Raw genomic sequence first — 20112 nt, 5'->3', positions numbered from 1 at the left:
TGTGGGAATTTTAAACCAAATATTTATATCTCAAAGCTCTATGCTATAGTACTGCAACTAAATTTTGGCCTTTGTAGCGGAGCCGTAATGAGCCAACATCTATCACTACCTAAAGACAAAATCCGTTTCCTTCTGTTAGAAGGTGTGCATCAAAATGCCATCGATACCTTAAATGCAGCGGGTTATACCAACATCGATTATCACAAAACTGCGCTTGAAGGCGACGCTTTGAAAGAAGCGGTTAAAGACGCGCACTTCATCGGTATTCGTTCCCGTACACAATTGACTGAAGAAATCTTTGCAGCTGCGAACAAACTGATCGCAGTCGGTTGCTTCTGTATTGGTACCAACCAAGTCGATTTAAAAGCGGCGATGTCTCGTGGTATCCCTGTATTCAACGCACCGTATTCAAATACACGTTCGGTTGCAGAATTGGTTCTTGCTGAAACCATTTTGTTGCTTCGTCGTGTACCTGAAAAATCGAAAGATACACATGCGGGCGGTTGGAATAAAGCTGCGGTGGGTTCATTTGAAACTCGTGGTAAGACTCTAGGTATCGTCGGTTACGGCTCGATTGGTTCACAACTTTCTGTATTAGCAGAAAGCTTAGGTATGAAAGTCATCTATTTTGATGCTGTGACTAAATTACCATTGGGTAATGCACGTCAAGTGGGCTCTTTAGATGAACTTTTAGAAACGGCAGATGTGGTAACGCTACACGTTCCAGATGTTCCGTCTACGCGTAACTTCTTCAAAAAAGAACAATTCGCGAAAATGAAAAAAGGCTCAATCTTCTTGAACGCAGCACGTGGTACCTGTGTGGTGATCGAAGATTTAGCAGATGCAATCAAATCAGGTCACATCGCGGGTGCTGCGGTTGACGTATTCCCGAAAGAACCAAAAGCCAATGGTGAAGAGTTCCTATCTCCACTTCGCGGTTTAGACAACGTGATTTTAACCCCACACGTGGGTGGTTCGACCATGGAAGCGCAAGCAAACATCGGTTTAGAAGTGGCTGAAAAATTCGTTGCTTATTCAGACAAAGGGATGACCCTTTCTGCGGTGAACTTCCCAGAAATCGCATTACCACTTTCTGATGGTCAACACCGTTTGCTTCACATCCACAAAAACGTGCCGGGTGTGTTATCGAAGATCAACACATTGTTCGCTGAACAAGGCATCAACATTTCTGGTCAGTCATTAATGACCAAAGGTGATATCGGTTACTTGGTGATGGATGTTGACGCATCTGCATCTCAAGAAGCGCTTGATACCTTGAACCATGTTGAAGGTACGATCCGCGTTCGCGTATTGTTCTAAGCAATATTTAGAATAATGTCGAAAAAGCCACAGTTGATGCTGTGGCTTTTTTATGGGCATTTGAATTATTATGTGAATATTATACTGAATGTTAAAAAAATAAGATGTCTAGCCCTGTACTGAAAACACCACTGCATGCTTTATTGCTGTTAATGATTGCCATGTTGTGTGTACAAGGTAGTGGTTCTTTGGCCAAAATTCTGTTTCAAAGCTTTCCTGTATTGACCGTCTCCGCCATGCGCCTATTTTTTGGTGCCATCATTCTGGCGGTGATTTTTAAAATCTGGACCATCAACTTCAAAGTGGTACGCTGGAAAGCCATTGTGACTTATGGGGTTGCGCTTGCAGGGATGAATGCGCTGTTCTATTTATCACTAGAACGCTTACCTTTAGGCTTGGCAGTAGCCTTTGAATTTATCGGCCCCTTGAGTGTGGCACTGTATCATGCTCGACAAAAATACGACTTTATTTGGGTCGGCTGTGCCATTTTAGGCTTAATCTTGCTGTTTCCTTTGCAACAGGCACAACAAGGTCTCGACATGGTCGGTGTATTTTTTGCGGTCAGTGCGGGTGCATGTTGGGCGTTGTATATTATTGCAGGGCAAAAGCCTTCGGGCATTTCTGGCAATCATACTGTTTGCTTAGGCATGTCAATTGGTATGTTCTGCCTACTGCCTTTCGCCCTATTTTCAGGGGCGATTGATCGAGTCTTTGAACTGCCTAATTTATATTATTTTATCGGGCTTGCGATTTTAGCCAGTGCTCTACCTTTTACCCTAGAAATGATTGCGCTACGCAGTTTAACTCCGCTCAGTTTCGGGACCTTGATGAGTTTGGAACCTGCGGTGGCTGCCCTCTCAGGTTTTATCTTCCTCGGTGAAATGTTGCTTTGGAATCAATGGCTCGCATTGGGCACGATTATTATTGCCTCAATTGGCTGTACCTTTACCACGCAACAAGCGCGACAGCAAAAAGAGGCCAAATAAAAGATGTTCTCTCAAAATCAGAAAAGTGCTCTCGCTTATCGTGGAGATCTTAGATGAAAAATCTCCAATTGGTTGCTGTGCTGTACATGGTATTGTCCATGCTGTCCTATCAGATCAGTGCATCCTTTGCCAAGCAATTGATTGCCACACTTGATCCTTTGACCGTGACGATTTTAAGGCTCTGTTTTGCCACTATTCTAGTCGCAATCATGTTCCGCTCATGGAAAATCATTGCCAAATTGAAAGAGCTGAAATGGCGCGACTTACTCTGTTATAGCGCAGCCTTGGGTTGTATGAATATTCTGTTCTATACCTCTTTAGGCAAGTTACCTCAAGGCATTGCAGTAGGTTTAGAGTTTATTGGCCCATTGGGTTTGGCCCTGCTCTCGATTAAACAGCGCAGTGATTATATTTGGGTGGCCTTTGCGATTTTAGGCATTGCTTTGATGGTACCGTGGCACGATGCTCAAGCACAGCATTTTTCCTATATCGGTGCGGCATGTGCGCTGGGCGCAGGATTCTTCTGGGCCTTGTATATTTATTATGGACATCGTGTAGTACAGCAAAATATTGGCATGCATGCGCTAACTATTGCTATTGGTTTATCCGCACTGACCCTCCTGCCCTTCGGGCTATGGAATAATGCGCCTGTACTGCTAGACACTCAATATTGGGGCAAAGCACTGGTGATTGCCCTAATGGCAACTGCGATTCCTTATGCTCTGGATTTAATGGCACTCAAACGTCTGACCAAGCTCAGCTATGGCACACTTTCCAGCCTTGCACCGGCATTAGCGGCATTAGCAGGTTTGGTGCTGCTCCATGAGCGCATTAGCTTAATTCAATGGGTGGCTTTGGCCTGTATTATGGTGGCTTCGATTGGCGTTACCTTACGCGGTGGAAAAGCTTAGTGAGATCTAAGCCTCTATCCCGTAATAATTTGATAGCCCAAACGACAGATCAAAATACTCACCAGGATCAAGAATAAAATACGGATAAAGCCACTGCCATATTTTAAAGCCAAACGCACACCCAATAATGAACCCGCAATATTGGCAACGGCCATCATCAAGCCCAATGCAAACAGTACATGACCAGTTGGAATAAAGAAACTGAGTGCCGCCAGATTGGTCATGAAATTGCCAATTTTCGACAAGGCTGAAGCATGTAAAAAATCGACTTGCAAAAAGCGAATAAAAAAGAAAATAAAGAAACTGCCGGTACCTGGGCCAAAAATACCATCATAAAAACCAATCGCTAAGCTACCCATTGCAGCCAGTAGCAGTAACTTTGGCGTGATTTTTTGATCGACATGGACTTGCCCAAACTGCTTTTTAGCGAAGGTATAAATCGCAATCACAATCAGCATAATCAAGACAATCGGTCTTAAGATATGCGTCGGCACCAATGACACACAGGCCGCCCCAATAAAAGAGCTAATAAAGGCAAATAATGCAATCACACCGAGTAATGGCCATTGCAATTTGACCCGACGCACAAATGAAAATGCAGCCGAACCTGTACCACAAATCGAAGCTAATTTATTGGTCCCAAATAAGGTCGCAGGGGCTGTTTGTGGTAATGCCCCCATCAAGGCTGGAATCTGAATCAAACCACCACCACCGACAGCGGCGTCAATGGTTCCCGCACAAAACGCAAAGAACACTAGTGTTAGAATCAGTTCCCATTCCATTGACTATACCCTTATAGATTTAACAAGCGTTTTGGTACCAGACGTTTTTTATCGGTGATTTCAGCCAAACCTAGGCAACGTTCACCATCAAAAACCAAGACTTCTGCTGCGGCTTCATGCTCGATATTACTTTCCTGACCGTTACCAAAGTACTTTTCCCGTCCTTCTGGCAATTGCACACGAGGAAAATGCTCAACAGGTGCATAGACAGGAAGTAATAGTGCATCACGTTGTTCTTGAGTCAGGCTTTCGAGATATTCAATGGTATAACTTGGATTAATCTCAAAATGTCCTGTTTGGGTACGGTGCAATTGGGTTAAATGCCCACCACAGCCCAAAGCCTCGCCAATATCTTCACCTAATACACGGATATAAGTGCCTTTTGAACAGGTCACATCCAATGTCAGACTATCTTCAGTAAAGCCAAGCAAGCTTAAGTTATAAATGGTCACTGGACGTGCTTCACGCTCAATTTCCATGCCTTGACGTGCCAATTCATAGAGTGGACGACCTTCGCGTTTTAACGCTGAATACATCGGCGGTACTTGCTGAATATCACCACGGAATTGTTCAAGTATTTGTTCAATTCGTTCTTGCGTCAATGCGGGCACTTCTCGCTGTTGCAGAATTTCACCTTCAACATCACCGGTTGCTGTGGTTTGCCCTAATTTGACCGTAGTTTGATAACGTTTGCTTGAATCCAATAAATAATGTGAAAACTTAGTCGCTTCACCTAAGCAAATCGGTAGTAGACCAGTCGCTAATGGATCGAGCGCTCCAGTATGTCCTGCTTTTTGAGCATTGAACAGACGGCGCACTTTTTGTAATGCAGAATTAGAACTTAAACCCAAAGGTTTATTTAATAGGAAAACACCGCTCAAATGACGATAAGAACTTTTTTTCATAAAAGAAAAATCAAAGCATAAAGACCTATTTTAGCAAAACTAGGTCGAAGATTTAAAAAAGGAATGGCTTTTAAGCACACGCAGACATAAAAAAATGCGCCGAGGGCGCATTTTTCTGCTTTACAACAAAGTTAAAATTAACCTTGTTTACGAGCTGGTAACTTTTCACGAATACGTGCAGCTTTACCAGACAACTCGCGTAGGTAGTAAAGTTTAGCACGACGAACGTCACCACGACGTTTCACTTCGATCTTAGCAACGATTGGAGAGTGAGTTTGGAAAACACGCTCAACACCAACACCGCTAGAGATTTTACGAACTGTGAAAGCAGAGTTTAAACCACGGTTTTTCTTCGCGATTACAACACCTTCAAATGCTTGAAGACGCTCACGGTCACCCTCTTTTACTTTAACTTGAACGATAACTGTATCGCCCGGTGCAAAAGCAGGGATGTCTGATTTTAACTGTGCATTTTCAACAGCTTGAACTAAAGGATGTTTACCACTCATGTGGAATCTCCAATATGTGCGGGAGAGAAGAGGTCTCTAACACCGCTGGGAATAGAGGCTAAAGCGCATATCTCCCGTTTAACTTTCCCCTTAAGACCAACGTCTTAAAGAGCCTATTTTTAACTTAAACATTGTTTAAGTAGAACTCGAAGCAAAGCTTCTCGTTGGGTGCGAAGATCAACTGATATCAGTTTAACCTTTCGAATTTTTTAACCATTTAATTTGCTGCTTACTCAACTCTACTTTTTCCACCAATTCTGGTCGACGCTCTAAAGTTCGTTGATAACGCTGCAAAAAACGCCATTTTTCAATATTGACATGATGTCCTGATTTAAGTACCTCAGGCACATCCAACCCTTCAAAATGGTCAGGCTTGGTATATTGTGGACAATCCAGCAGACCGTCCACAAAAGAATCTTGGATCGCAGATTGCTCGTCAGACATGACATTGGGCAATCGACGAATAATACTGTCAAGCAACACCATCGCTGGCAGTTCACCACCCGATAAGACGTAATCCCCAATTGACCATTCTTGATCAACATAATGCTGGATTAAACGTTCATCGACGCCTTCATAACGCCCACACAATACAATCAAACCATCATAATCAACGAATTGCTGTACTGCCTGTTCATTCAAAGTCTTGCCTTGTGGTGACATATACACCACTGGGGCCTGAACACAGCCTGCTTGTGTTGCAAGTTGTTTGGCATGGTTAATTGCTTTTGCCAATGGCTCGGCCATCATCACCATACCCGGGCCACCACCGAAAGGACGTTCATCCACTCGTTTGTAGTTGCCCTCAGCAAAATCTCGTGGGTTAATGCAAGTCACTTGCACGATGTCACGCTTTGCTGCACGCCCGCTAATCCCGTGCGCTGTAATCGCTGTAAACATTTCAGGAAACAATGTGATGACTGCAAAAAACACCGCAGACTCCTCTATTTTCCTGCTGCGCTACACTCCTCGAAAGGATTAGTAGTCTACGCCCCAATTGACGTAAATACGACCAGCTTCAAGATCAACGCGTTGTACCACATCTTTATGCCAAGGAATCATTCGCTCTTCAGCATCAATACTGTCAGGGGTCGCTTTCACAACCATGACATCATTAGCACCTGTTTCAAACAGTTCGTAGATTTGACCGAGATTAACTTCTTGTTCATCCTCTCCAAGACCTAACACGGTTAAGCCTTTAAGATCAGACCAGTAGTACTCGTCTACATCTGCTTTAGGAAGCTGAGATTTGGCAATCCAGATATTCGCGCCAACTAAGTTTTCTGCACCAGTACGATCATTCACGTCCTTTAGTGCAACAACCAAGCCTTTGCCATGTGGTTTCCAACGTTTTACATCTATAGTTTGCCAACCTGCCTTGGTTTCAATGTACCAAGGAAGGTAGTCAAACATATTGCTCATGGGTTCAGTATTTGAATACACCCAGAGCCACCCATTCAATCCATAAGCTGAACGTAACTGTCCAATCTGAATACGATCTTCTGGCACATTCTGTGTCGATGTCATGGGCTACCTACTACACTTAAGCAGTAGTTGCAGCTTTCTTAGCTTGAGCAGCTAAAGAAGCAACGCGATCTGAAGGTTGAGCACCTTGAGCAACCCAGTGAGCAAAACGGTCAGCGTCTAAACGAATTTTTTCAGCTTTACCTTGTGCAGTTGGGTTAAAGAAACCAATACGCTCGATGAAACGACCATCACGTGCATTGCGGCTATCAGTTACAATGATTTGATAGAATGGACGTTTTTTTGCACCACCGCGCGCTAAACGAATAACAACCATGAGAACAACCTTATAATTTTTACGGATTATCCCTGCCACCGACCATCGGCAACACTTCAAACCCCTTTCATAGAGGGCGATATTCTACGTTATATTTACCCTGAAAGAAAGATTAAATTTCAGCTTATCCACAGCTCTGAATTTAATTTATAAAATCAATGACCTTACCCGTCTTCGCTAGTATTGCCGCAAATTGATGCAATAATATTAGCGGCAGTTTTGATCAGCACCACTGATTAATAAAGAAGCTACGAGAACAAACTCATCTTGGTTACAACAAAAAGGATGTCATAAACAGATGGCCTGTTTAGGTCACGTTCAACATAAAGTAACCCTCATTAAAATACCGACTTGGTTTTGCAATTAGCGTATTGTTCTGCTTGCTGACGTGGGATCACAGCTTAGATCGGTGCGATCCCACAACAATTACCGCTTAATCAACCTAGATATCGCGTGTTTATTCACTGTCTTCGTACCATTTAAGCGGTACCAGATGTCGACGCATTTGATTGACCGACATTACACCATTTCCGATTTTGTCTTTAGCACTTGTATTTAACAGTTGACGTACCAGTCCATTATCCTTTGTCGCAACACCAGACCCCACCATACTATCGACAATCCCATGACCTGCACCAAAGCTCATGATGGTATTTTCATTAATGTTTTGCTCACAAACACCAAATGGCAAACAATAACGTTGAACCGTTGTCAGCCCTTTGGCTTGGACACTACAGCCCTTACCCAAGGTGTCATTTGGATTATAAACACTCGCGTATAAACTTTTGTTCATTACCACCATTTCACCAAGAACTTTACTTCCTCGACTATCTTGAATGAGCCCTTCTTTACCGTCCTTGACCTCAAGCCCAGCAACGTTAACCGCCAAAGTTGACCAACCAGATGACATAGAGGCTTTGACCTCTGCCAGCGTTTTCCCTTTAATCTGATCTGCTTTGGCCATATTTTTCAGATCAGACAGCACAATTTTAGCGCTATTATTTTGATTTATCGTAAAATTAGGCTTAACGACATCTTGGTCAAATAAATTATAAATCCGACTTGAAGACGTTCTATCACTCCACGGCAAGCTACGATTCCCTGATGCAATACTCACGACGGCTATAGGTTGCTCATAGCCATATACACTAAAACTAGGAGCTTCATAGAAACGATCCGCTGTATTTGAAAATAATAGGCTATACCCGCCCATATTCACTTGATTGGAAGTCTCTTTTTTTCCTAAATTTGCATCAAAATCAATACGCCAAACTTGCCCACCTAAATCACCGAAATACAAATGATCCGTCAGGCTATCACCATCACGATCTGCAACGGCAATACGACTCACGACACTATATTTCATATTATCAATTTTCAAACCATTTTGAGCTGGTACTGCTTTGGCGCTTGCCCACCACAACAAATCACCATTGTCAGCATCAAACATATAGACACCAGCACCTTTGGCAAAGCTTGGACTATAATCCGTTTTTTCATAGCCCATATCATAACCACCACCGACAAGCATGACGCGTTTACGAAGACCATTCCATTTGACATAAGTAATGGTCGGTTTTGACCAACTTTGCCCCATATAACTCAATGGTGAGGCATTATCTGCATTGTCAGGATCAATATGAAATTTGAGTTTAGGCGCATCTAAATCGACTAAATCCAAAGCATAGTAACTCCGCCCGCCCATTCTTAAACCGCCATATGCGATCTGCTGACCTTTCGCAATGATCTGACCATTACTTTTAATCGTTCCAACGGTTGCAATAACGTTGCGACTAATACTTCCACTACTTCCTGGCTCTATTCCATATGCATATTCACTGTATACGGTCCATGCACCATCTACACCATATGGCATCTGCTCTCTCACCCCTTTGCGCGTATGCATAAATGCCTCACGCTGCAAGCCTTTATAATATATTCGGGTTGGGTCTTTTGAATCTTCCAGCATCTCATTTGGAACAAAAGCAAATTTTTCCTGACCTGTTTTTGCATCCACAACATGTAAAACACCTTGTGTGGTTCCAAACAACACATAATCACTTCTTTTTTGAATGCTCTGATCTGCATTGAGGGTTGCTTCTTGGGTGAGCTTCACTGGAATCGAATGTAAATTCATTCCTATTTGCCAGTTCTTAAAGTTGATCTCGGTTAGATCTGCTGCAGTTGCATTCTGTGCAATTTGATAGCCTAAAAGGTTCATCAAATAATAACCTTTAGGATCTTTCAGGCTATTATTCAGTACACAGCGTTTTGCATTACTACTATCTAGATAATGATTATCAATGCTTTGTAGCTGGTCTGTCGCGATAAACTGATAACTATCACCTGTTTTTTGACAGCCGCGATTAATATACAGTTTGCGAGCTTTGCCCCGCAAAAAACCTAGAACCCCTCCTTGATGCCAGTCCTTAACATCATAAGACGGTGAATTGCTATCCCATGCATCCTTTAACTTATTGATTGCGTTATCTGATTCAACATAATATTTTTTAAAATTACCAAACCAACTCGCTTTATATGTGGGTTCAAATAGGCTTGTATACACACTATTTTCCATACGATACGGCGTCAGTGGATCCGCCGGTAAAGCTTGTAAACCAATTGGATCTCCATCTACTACACCTAGATTGTCATGGAAGTTTTTAATACTTGCTGAAATATTGGCACTATTTGCAGAGTTATACCAACCACCACCACCGACTACCCCCCAACGCGCCATATTTTTAATGTCTTCTGGACTTGGCGGAAACAAACTATTCAGTAAGCTTTTTACCCCATTTCCAAGAGGACCTATTGCCAAAGTATCCAATAAACTTTTTACCGTTTTAGGAACAAACCCAGTCAATAGTTGATCTTCTGACACCGTCGTATTGTTAATCAGATCTAGACCACTGGTATCCTGCTCATTCATACGTCCATTAATTTGACTGGGTAATTGTAAAAATGAACGATCCATTCCAATCACGGCCGTTGTAATTGGGTTACTGGGCAATTTCCGAATATCTCTTGCATACGCTCCTATACATTGCCACGTAGCAAAGTCACTATCTCCTTTCTGTGTTTTTTTCAGTTCCGTAGAATTACATCTAAAATCCCATTCACGAATATCCCCATTTTTATAAGTAATCGAAATCGCTTGTTTTTGATCTAAAGAGCGCCCCATCATACGTTCAATTGCTTTTTCAACTCCACCAATCTTGGTTTGGCTATTGGGTTGCAATAATGCATCGGTAATCGTTGGTGAAATATTGGGAACTCCTCCTGCAATAACGATTAGACCATTGGCATCACACTCAGGACTTTCAGAAGGTGTTTTATAAAATTTATTATTATTTTGAGTTAAAACATTGGCTGTATTCTGATGCTTCAAACTGTTGCTAAAACCACTATATTCTGCATCCTGCTCAGCAACGAATCCGTAATAGAGGTCCTTCTCACCAATTTCAGCGAGACTACCAACAATATTACCGACCGCTCCTAACAATCCTCCATCACCTAATAAGTTGCCGACCAGATCGCCCTCCACTTTGACCAGCTGCTTGATCTCTTCAGTGTCCCAGTTCCAGTTCCAGCCTCCCCCAAACAATTTAAACTCTCTTTTTTGCCATTTGTTTGTTAAACAGTTTCCCTTAGCATCCCAGTCTTGACATCGATACTGTTGCTCTCCAATTTTAATCCCCAAGAGACTCAACGTAGTCGTTCGCATATACAACTGTCGAGCACCTGTTCCTTTGGTGGTCGTCCCTAATAGATAAGCTCCAGTTTCCGCATAACTGCTTGCCAACGGGCTATTGCCCCCCAATCCAAGAACACTTAATAACTTATTTAATTCACTATTGGTTTTCTCAAACTCTAATAATGAGCTCGCTGCGCCAAGCGGATTCGCCAAGATATTTAATACTTTACTTAAAACATCACTCAGTACAGCCCCAATCAGTTTCGGAATATTCTGAGCCAATAAATTTCCTACACTAAACTCACCTTGGGAAGCCATCTTCGGACTCGAAATATAATCGATCAAATGTTCACGATGCGTTTTTTCTGTTCCGTTTACGATATATTTTGTGCTTAACAGTTTTGGCTCACTGACAATCGCACCGGCCCGATCATTTTGAGTATGATCATCAGGAGAAACGGACAATCCGACAGCTGTGCTATCAGGAATACGCTCTATTCCCAACGCATCATTTCCTTTAAGGACATCAAGCAACGCCATACGAACGCGAGAACTCTTATCATAACAACGATAAAGACCAACCGCAGACTTGCCTGTCACGGGTTTTAATAAATCTAGGTTCATTTGTAAGTCACAGGTCTGCTCGATATATTCTTTTGCAGATAAACCTGTTGCACCTAACAGTGGCTTTAAAAGCCCATCTAAAGTGTCAACCACCAAATCTGTGGTTACGACCGTACAATATTGCCGAGGAAATGGATACTGATCCGACAGCTGCTCTGTGGTCACTTTTAACAACGGGTCTAAACTACCACCAAGTGCTTGTTGTAAAACATTCTTATCTACTGCACCCAAAATATTAGTGACAATATTACTGACATCAGTCTCTCCAGCAACTTTAATCCCTAAGTCCAAACCACCTTTACCAAGAACATTGGTAACGCCGCCTCCAACACACAAGGGATAATCTTTCACTAAATCTAATAAACCGGCCCCTCCCATGCTACGAGACTGATCGACCATCAACATAATCCGTTTTTTATTGCCATCAGCAGGTTGATACACTTCTATGTCACTTGCAGAAGCAACCGAAGACAACACTAAGGAGCTAGACAATACCGAACAACATGCCAACAAGCTTTTTATTTTAAGTTCTGTGCTAGACTGATTTTTTATTCGGGTTTTCATTTTATTATTATTCATGACAATTTTTCCTTTATGAAGCTGAAGGTTCAAAGTCAGACAAGAAGCGGTATTCCGCGACCTGAGTGTTATATAAAACTTTATTCTTTTTTAAACATGAAATAAGACCTTGTTGCCCCACTGGTGGTTTAATACTGAGGTTGAGACATCCCTTCGTGCTATCAAATAAATCATCCGTATCGGCAAGTCCTTTCATGACAGAAGTTACATAGACTTGTAATCTTAGACTTTGTTCAGTTTTAGCACTCACAACATCAGTACCGCGAGCCATATCTGAAAAAGGCTGAGCATCCGTATCTGCTCGTTTAATATGTACCTGTGTGATCACAGCTTTACGACCAGCAGTATCATTCTTATCATCGGTACATGGCCCACCACCTGTTGCCATTTTTTGACGAAATGCAGTCGTGTTTTGCCAATATAGCCAACTGGTATTGGATAAATGAAAGGGCTGATCACCTCTAAAGCACAAAATCAGTTCTTTATCGTAATTATCTGCATTTCTAAAAAAACTGACGATTCCACTCGCTGCTGTAATATCAGTGCTGTTTTCTGGATTCTGCAATGCCAGCAAAGCAGCATCAGAGCTTTGTAGTAATAATGTTTGAATCTGATTATTGGTGACTAACTTTAAAGAGCTTACACTTTGCCGAATAGCCAATGTTCCAATCACGGTAATAATCAGAAGCAGCATTAATACAACGACCAATGTTGAACCTTGTTGATATTTGCTCATGATTCCACTCCCTCATTAATCCATCCCATGGCATTCCGCAATGAAATCGTTTGTTCAACAACTTGACGCAAATGAGTATTTTGATATTGAGTATCGAGCTTAATTTTTTCCTTTCCAAACATGGTAAAATCCGCCTTATTCTTCTCTACAACAAGGTCGGGTAAACCTGTACTACTTTCGGACTGTACCAGTACACCGATTTGAATTGCATGGACATGCGGAAGAATGGGCTGGACGACACCATCTATATTTTTTTGGTATTTCTTTTCTGTTTGATCTAAGTTGACGTAATCTTTTATATCGCTATAAACCAATGTGCTATTCACATTATTTAAATCACCATCCATATACCCAATACGCACTTTAAAATAGTCAACATTCGGCAAAATAACCTGACTTGTTTCCCAAGCTAGAGCAAGCTTATTTGTCCCCGTTATTTTATCCAATTGAGCTTGGGTATACTGAGCAGCTTGGCAGCGCAACGACTGTCGCGAATCGGTTGAAGTCGAAGCCACAAAATAGCGTTGAATCACAAAGGTATTTTTTTCAACATCCTGACCTGAGCAATCAACGGTTGCTTGGGGTACTTGATAACGAATAATCAGCTGATTATTTTTCTTGCCAACGACATTGGCTGTACCCAAATCCGCAAGTTGATTACTCTCAAAACATGCAGGGTTACAATTTAAATTAATTTTTTCGCCAATATTATCTGGCGTCATAATAATTCCAGCATAACCAATTTTATTATTTAATGCAGGCACGGGTGCACTCAGGTTGGCCTTACGGATATCGTTAATAATAAAATTCAGCCCGAGACTTGCATTATCCTGTATATCCGCCATCGCTTTTTGTAGCTTATAGCTGGTGAGACCCGCAATAAACAACTGAGTTGCTGCAGCAACGATCAACAACCCTAGGGCCAAAGAAATAATCAACTCAATCAATGTAAAGCCAGCACTATGATTCGCATGTGGCCGAGTATGAAGGCGCTGCTCAGCTTCGGTAATATGAAACTTCATCAACGCATCATCATGGCTTTCTGAAAACTGAGAATTGATCTGAAGGTCTGTATTCATTAATACGCCTCCAAAAATAAACAATGGGAGTTTGGAACATAAGTGCCATTTTCAATGCACTGTGTTAAATCCGTTTTCCCATCCTTGACCAATAGCGTTGTATTCCAAGCGACATAAATACATTGGCGGCTCTTCCCTGATGGGCACTGATCGACAACCAAATTCATCCCATAGTCTTTTGCCTGACTTTGAATCTCGAGAACATCCTGCTTTGCAATTTTGGCGACGCTGTGCTCACTCACAACTAAAGGCTGATAATATCTCTTTAATGTCGCCTCTGGATTTGCCCGCATTCGTTCCGCCAAATCACGAGCAATGGTCAGTGCTAGAACTTGCTGCCGAGCTTCGGCACTTGCATCTATTGCTTTGAGCTGGAGGCCAATAAAACCCAAAATACCAATAGCCAATAACACAAGCGCCACAAGCACCTCAACTAAACCCACACCGTGTTGTATATTTTTCATGTGCAAGCCCCTTTTTTTATTATTGTGTCCCCAACAATGCCGACTTGAATGCAATACACAAAGCCATCTTTAGATAACTCAAAGTTCTTCGATGTTTTCACTCCGCCATTTTGATTAAATAACAAGCTTGTCGCTGACGTATTCACTACGCTTACACCATGCGCTAAATGCACCCAGAAAATCCGATCTGCATCAGTCTCTGGAATGGAGAGCGCTGCCGAACAGCTTTGTTTCGATAAAGAGTCTAAACAAAGACCTGTCGTATCACGCAGTAATACCGCTTGGCTTCTTGCTTCAGAGACTTTGATTTTTATGGTATTTGAGACTGATTCTATTTTTTTTTGCGTATACAATGCGGTAAAAGAAGGAGCTGCTAAGGTTGCAACAATAGCCAATACAGCAACCGTAACAATTAACTCTATCATCGTAAATCCACTGTGTGGATCAGTGAAAGGTGATCTCGTCTTAATAAATCCTTCACCCAAAAAATGGGAAGAATGAAACTTTAAACAATGGCCTCTTTTCATCTAGACCTCCTCTCTACACATCTTATTGTTTTCGTTTTTTTGGTTAACATTATTATGTTTAATTATCACTTTTTGCCAAAAGTGATTAAAAATCTATTGTTCACAGACAAATGGTAGAGAATGTCAGATAACCGAAACTGTTTCAGACTTTTGATAATATTTTTTTACATTTAGTGATAAACATCACAATAAATATTAAATTATAAATGTGTTGTTTTAGTCGCATAAAAAAAGCAAAGATCAGGATCTTTGCTTACAAGTCAATCAAAATACCTTTATTCTCGTCAGTTTAGCTCCATTTATTCTTACTAAAGTCACATGCCGTTTGGCCTTTCTCCCAATACCGCTGTCCTAAATGATTTAAACAAATAATACCATCCTGTTTTTGCCGACCAGCAGAATCAGGTGTCGCAATAAGTGTCCATTCACCAGCCGTTACATTTGCAAGCTCTAGGCTATACAATTTCGTACCCGTCTGCGGAATAGCACCATTATGATTAAAATCAGCCAAGGTCACAGCCGCATTATTTTTCAGCAAATTGGAATTTAGTGCTTTATAGCGTTGCAACTTACTGGCTACATCCAACATTTCACTTTGTGCTGCTGTACGGTTTGTTTTGATAATATAGTTATTGTATCCAGGATAGGCGATGGCTGCTAATATCCCAATAATGACCACAACAATCATTACCTCAATCAGGGTAAAACCCATATGATTACCAATCTTCACCACCACCTCCACATGGGGTTGTTCCCGATAAGTTACTCGCTGTTAAGTCATCCTTAGCCAATTTCATTTTGGTTTTACATTTCATCCCATTGCTCATCATCAAAAAGCTATAGTTACCTGTTTGCAGAGGGTTACAAGATGGGCAACTTCCCGGATGATTAATTTCAGAATTAGCTTCTGCCAATATAACCCAACCCACTCCCATCGCAGCAGGATCATTTAATGCCTTGGATGGATCTATCGCATCACGTACATAGACATTATAGGTAATATCCGCACCCGTTTTACCTTCAGGTAACACCGAACCAGCAACTGTAAAATTTGCATAGCTAAAATTACGGCTTCTGTGCTTTTCCAACAGTGTCGCTAAACGCTGTATCTCTTGTTCCGCTTGTGAAGCAACACCTCGACGAGCGAAAGCTTTATAACTGGGTATAACGATTGCAGCCAAAATCGCAACAATAATGACCACAACCATCACTTCTATCAGAGTAAAACCTAAATTCTTTTTCATCTTGTCTTATCCCATCATCGCTCGTACCAACGTTGAGACACAAATTGCGTTTTCCCAGTATATTTTTTGATATTACCACTGGTTGGCAAATTCAAGACCATATTCCTAGTCTGGTTGATCCCACCAAAACTAATACCGATATTGCCTTTACCCAAGAAAATATCATCGGGGCGATCTTCGACAACAGCGCCAGAGCTTCCTGTTTTCGTACACTGTCCATATGGCAGACAAAATTGTGAAACTTTACTTTCACCTCGTACACCACCAGCACAATCAACACCTTCGATATCTTTTGCAGCGTCAAAAACACTCACATAAAGATCATTATCAATCGCAACATGATCATTTAAAATACGTTTTTTTGACCCAAGCGAATAATACCACCCGCCATTGGCTAAGGTCGTTTCAGTATTACCGTTAACATTATTAACCAGATTTCGACCTGTTGTTCCATTCACCTTCACATCATAGGTATACAGCTCATTATTGAGTAAAATCGGTAAGTTACGACGTGTCACATCTTTATCATAGATCACATAGACAGCATCTTTATCATTATTTTTTGCTGACATTGGATAGCTAAAATTACCTGAACCAATCGTGATCGCAGCAAAAAGACCATTGTTTGAGTTATGAATTGTAAATGTTGGAGTACTATAAAAGCGTGGTGCATCGGTTCCAGACATATCTAAAAGGCGGACTGCACGTGTGGCAAAGTTATCACCACCTGTCTTCCCAGCATTGGTTGAGCTACTTAAATCAATACGCCAGACTTGTCCACCTAAATCACCAAAATATAAATGATCAGCAATACCATCACTGTTACGATCTACTGTCTTAATACTACTGACAACACTGCGATTCAGATCTTTATTATATGTTTTATTTGTTGAGTTTGATCCAGCGTTTGCACTGGCCCACCAAAGTAAATCACCATTATCTGCATCAAACATATAAACGCCAGCACCTTGATCTGTACCGCTTGGTGAATAATTGATATCTGCTTCATATCTAGGATCATAGCCACCTCCCACAAACATCACCAGTTTACGTTGCCCCTGCCAATTTACCCATGCAATCGTTGGTTTCGACCAACTTTGTCCCATACACCCTAAGGGATTGCTTGTGCTACAACTCCCAGTTGGATTAATACGGAATTTCAGTTTTGGGGTACCGCCAGTTGAAGTGACATCAGAAAGGTCTAGAGCATAGTAACTTTTACCTCCCATCCTTAAGCCACCATATACCCATTGTTTCCCACCTTTTACAGTCACAACAGGTGCCTTTGGTATAGAACTAGATTTGGTTACATACTCCGTATAAGCCGTCCATTGACCATCTATACCATATTGTAAATTTGCAGCTTGATTATCTTGTGACAAGAATCCTTTGGCCTGATTTTCAACCATTTCATTTGGAACAAAAGTAAAGACCTCTTTACCACCATTACCATCGGTAGCGTCTTTTCCTGCTGTGACTACATGTAAAACACCCTGAGTTGTTCCAAACAAAACCAAATCATCTCTGTTGGTGTAGGTCAGCACATCCTTTTCAAAGGCAGTCGTACCTTCTTGAGTCAACAATATCGGTCGAGAATGCATAACCGCACCCATTAGCCAATCCCGTTTAGGTTGTTGCTGAATCACTTGCTCTAGTTCTGACTGGAATGTTGCTTCTTTCGGATAGAGATCAAGGTTATAAGCTAAATCTTTTGCAATGGGATAGCCAAATAATGAAAGTAGATATCCTCTTTTTGGATCTTGTTTATACAATTTCTGGCTGGAAGAAATAAAGTCTGCTCTTCCTACTTGAATCAGATTACCAGAGTTAATACTGATGATATCGTTTTGACTATTATCAGTTGCATTTTGTCGTAGTGCTCGATCGGTAAAAATTCGTCTTTCATTGGGTGTTTGGGCCGTGTTATAGCCTAACAACATCCGACTTAATGCCCCACCCACCTTGACTTCAAGACTTTGTTTAACTCCGTTTTCTTCTTTTTCAATCCATTTCTTGACTGACGTATCTGCCCAATAATCATTAATATCGTCTTTTAATAAGCCACTACTATTGGCAACCGCACTAGAATCACGATCATACAGCACCCCTTCAGCCACTTTAAATTTTTTCAAGTTTCCGAGCCAGGTAACAACACCTGTATTACCAATCGCATTGGGTTTGGGGTCAAACTGAGGGAAATACCCCCACGGTTGAATATTCTGCGTATCCAGTGCATCGACAGGAATCGTAACGGAACCTGTTGTAACAGGCGGAATATACTTGCCTAATTTGTGAATGAAGGCATTAACACTGTCAACAACAGCTTTATCGTTTGAACCCGAATAATAGCCACCACCACCAAGATCACCCCAAGCTTTTGCAGCTGTAACATCATTTTTATAAGAGCCTGTTGTTTCACCCAATGTGCTACCAAAACCAACAACGGCGGTTAAAATATTTACACCTTGTGGATTATTAACAGGATTACCGTTCGCGTCAATCGTTCCACTTTTAAGCCGCTTGGTTAAACCTGCTATACATTGCCAGTTTTTTGTTGAAACTTCATCCATAGCGGTTCTTATACAATTACCACGGCTATTCCATTGAACACAAACTTCTCTATCATTATAAAAATATCCTGATGATGGATTTAAATCCGTTGCAGAACATGTATAGCTGGTATCGTCCAGTGCTGATTGCATAGCACTTTCGGCTGAAGATGTGCGAAGGTTATATTCAGGAACACCATCCGTCAGAAAATAAATCCCCTGTGTATTACACTGTTTTGATCGATCAATCTGAGTCGGGTTGTTATACTTATCAGCATCTCGAATATTGCCTATTACAGACTCATTAAAACCACTTCCCGACTGCCCCTTCGTCGTCCGCCCTAATAAATAAGCTGCAACTTCAGCGTATGCAAATGCTGTAGGTGTACCACCATCAGCACTGAGACTATTGACTTCTCGCAACATTTTTTTACGATGGGTTTCGTAAGCCGCGCCTGTATACACCGTGTTCTTAGAGAATGATGCTGTAGCCTCTTGTTTAATTGTTTCAGTTGTTGTTGTACTCTTACCATTTCTAGTGAGCGTATTTTCTTCCCTTGTATTAGTAGAAACTGTTTCATTTCTTGACACTAAATCACTTTCAGTTGTTTTAGAGTCCGAACTGACATTCGTCTGATTTGAATAAGTAATATTTCCTGTTTGAGTAACAGGAATTGTACCAACAAAATCCTCAGCCTGTTTTGTTGTCGCAACCCAACCATTCGCCTTGCAAGTATAATTAGTATTCCAATCAACACATTCCTGCGCAATAGTGCTTCCTGCTATTTCACTCCCAGCACCTCCCCAATTAGGGTTGCTCCAACTCGACCAAGTCCCATTCGAACTTTTATTTGACCAATTAGGTTCCGTCCAATCAGACCAATTACCACACCAAATAAAACACGAGCGAGTTCTCACTCTTACACGCTCTTGCCATGTTAAATCTGTTTTGCTTCTTGAAATCGTTCTTTGTACAGGCTGCGTCACCTGCTGAACTGTTCTAAACACCTCTCGATTTCCAGCCAGTTGTACAGGCTCACCCAATGGTTTTGCCTCTAACTTGATCCGTCCTGTATTGGAATTAAATGTAGATAAGCCAACGATCAGCTTATCCTCAAGTGGTGCTATGCCTTTACTACTATCTCCTTGTAATAAAGTCGTCATCCCATCCTTTAAACTTTGTATGCGATTTTCTTTATAGTTATTTGAGTCAGGCTTCATACTTCCTGATACATCCAGCATAAACATAAGCGTGGTTTCTGAAGTCTGTGGTGCCTTATATAACTCGACATCACTGGCCTGTGTGCTAACTGCCACACTCGTCACCGTGGTTATCGCAGCAGCCTGGCAAGCAACAACCAATTTTTTTAGTTTCATCATTTTCATTGCCTTATCCCCA

At 41.5% G+C, this 20112-nt stretch carries 17 protein-coding genes; 3 read left to right on the top strand and 14 right to left on the bottom strand.

Annotated features, from left to right (window positions below):
* Positions 1-87 precede the first annotated feature (87 nt).
* The 3 genes from serA (at position 88) to NG55_RS10735 (ending at position 3217) form a co-directional block, all read left to right on the top strand.
* Positions 88-1320, top strand: coding sequence for a phosphoglycerate dehydrogenase (serA, locus tag NG55_RS10745; RefSeq protein ID WP_005185444.1), 1233 nt, complete (start codon positions 88-90; stop codon positions 1318-1320).
* 104 nt (positions 1321-1424) lie between these two features.
* Positions 1425-2306 (top strand): EamA family transporter, encoded by an 882-nt coding sequence (locus NG55_RS10740; RefSeq protein WP_065343236.1) that lies wholly within the window; start codon positions 1425-1427, stop codon positions 2304-2306.
* A gap of 53 nt (positions 2307-2359) precedes the next feature.
* Positions 2360-3217 carry an EamA family transporter gene (locus NG55_RS10735; protein WP_016542759.1) on the top strand — a complete coding sequence of 286 codons (858 nt, stop codon included), beginning with the start codon at positions 2360-2362 and terminating at the stop codon, positions 3215-3217.
* Between the two features lie 14 nt (positions 3218-3231).
* Here NG55_RS10735 and NG55_RS10730 read toward each other — a convergent pair whose 3' ends face one another.
* The 14 genes from NG55_RS10730 to NG55_RS10665 all read right to left on the bottom strand — a co-directional run bounded on the left by NG55_RS10730 (position 3232) and on the right by NG55_RS10665 (position 20099).
* Complete coding sequence (locus NG55_RS10730) at positions 3232-3999, bottom strand: sulfite exporter TauE/SafE family protein (protein WP_065343235.1); 768 nt, start codon at positions 3997-3999, stop codon at positions 3232-3234.
* A gap of 11 nt (positions 4000-4010) precedes the next feature.
* Positions 4011-4904: a tRNA pseudouridine(55) synthase TruB gene (truB, locus tag NG55_RS10725; RefSeq protein WP_065343234.1), complete on the bottom strand. Its 894-nt coding sequence runs from the start codon at positions 4902-4904 to the stop codon at positions 4011-4013.
* Between the two features lie 137 nt (positions 4905-5041).
* Positions 5042-5413 carry a 50S ribosomal protein L19 gene (gene rplS, locus NG55_RS10720; RefSeq protein WP_004657502.1) on the bottom strand — a complete coding sequence of 124 codons (372 nt, stop codon included), beginning with the start codon at positions 5411-5413 and terminating at the stop codon, positions 5042-5044.
* Between the two features lie 192 nt (positions 5414-5605).
* Positions 5606-6346, bottom strand: a complete 741-nt coding sequence (gene trmD, locus NG55_RS10715) for a tRNA (guanosine(37)-N1)-methyltransferase TrmD (protein ID WP_065343233.1) — start codon at positions 6344-6346, stop codon at positions 5606-5608.
* Positions 6347-6391: 45 nt separating this feature from the next.
* On the bottom strand, positions 6392-6940 hold the full coding sequence (rimM, locus tag NG55_RS10710) for a ribosome maturation factor RimM (RefSeq protein WP_005275908.1): 549 nt from the start codon (positions 6938-6940) through the stop codon (positions 6392-6394).
* 16 nt (positions 6941-6956) lie between these two features.
* Entirely contained in the window at positions 6957-7214 is a 258-nt protein-coding gene (gene rpsP, locus NG55_RS10705; RefSeq protein ID WP_004657497.1) for a 30S ribosomal protein S16, read from the bottom strand.
* Between the two features lie 457 nt (positions 7215-7671).
* Complete coding sequence (locus NG55_RS10700; protein WP_065343232.1) at positions 7672-12114, bottom strand: PilC/PilY family type IV pilus protein; 4443 nt, start codon at positions 12112-12114, stop codon at positions 7672-7674.
* A 13-nt stretch (positions 12115-12127) separates the two neighbouring features.
* Positions 12128-12850 (bottom strand): PilX N-terminal domain-containing pilus assembly protein, encoded by a 723-nt coding sequence (locus NG55_RS10695; protein WP_065343231.1) that lies wholly within the window; start codon positions 12848-12850, stop codon positions 12128-12130.
* Positions 12847-13929, bottom strand: coding sequence for a PilW family protein (locus tag NG55_RS10690; RefSeq protein WP_081408993.1), 1083 nt, complete (start codon positions 13927-13929; stop codon positions 12847-12849). Before NG55_RS10690 ends, NG55_RS10695 begins: the two co-directional genes overlap by 4 nt.
* A complete protein-coding gene (gene pilV / locus NG55_RS10685) occupies positions 13929-14393 on the bottom strand; it encodes a type IV pilus modification protein PilV (RefSeq protein WP_016542752.1) in 465 nt (154 codons plus the stop codon). Before pilV ends, NG55_RS10690 begins: the two co-directional genes overlap by 1 nt.
* The gene (locus NG55_RS10680; RefSeq protein WP_081408992.1) at positions 14390-14920 is read right to left on the bottom strand and encodes a pilus assembly FimT family protein; all 531 of its coding nucleotides are present in this window, start codon (positions 14918-14920) and stop codon (positions 14390-14392) included. The genes pilV and NG55_RS10680 overlap by 4 nt, the downstream gene beginning before the upstream one ends.
* Before the next feature lie 289 nt (positions 14921-15209).
* Positions 15210-15650: a type IV pilin protein gene (locus NG55_RS10675; protein WP_081408991.1), complete on the bottom strand. Its 441-nt coding sequence runs from the start codon at positions 15648-15650 to the stop codon at positions 15210-15212.
* On the bottom strand, positions 15637-16164 hold the full coding sequence (locus NG55_RS10670) for a prepilin-type N-terminal cleavage/methylation domain-containing protein (RefSeq protein WP_065343230.1): 528 nt from the start codon (positions 16162-16164) through the stop codon (positions 15637-15639). The genes NG55_RS10675 and NG55_RS10670 overlap by 14 nt, the downstream gene beginning before the upstream one ends.
* Positions 16165-16178: 14 nt before the next feature.
* Positions 16179-20099 (bottom strand): PilC/PilY family type IV pilus protein, encoded by a 3921-nt coding sequence (locus NG55_RS10665; protein WP_065343229.1) that lies wholly within the window; start codon positions 20097-20099, stop codon positions 16179-16181.
* Positions 20100-20112 lie beyond the last annotated feature (13 nt).

The sequence above is a fragment of the Acinetobacter gyllenbergii genome (assembly GCF_001682515.1).
Taxonomy (GTDB): Bacteria; Pseudomonadota; Gammaproteobacteria; order Pseudomonadales; family Moraxellaceae; genus Acinetobacter; species Acinetobacter gyllenbergii.
The sequence above is the reverse complement of the archived record's forward strand: the minus strand, read 5'-3'. Positions and strand labels throughout refer to the sequence as shown.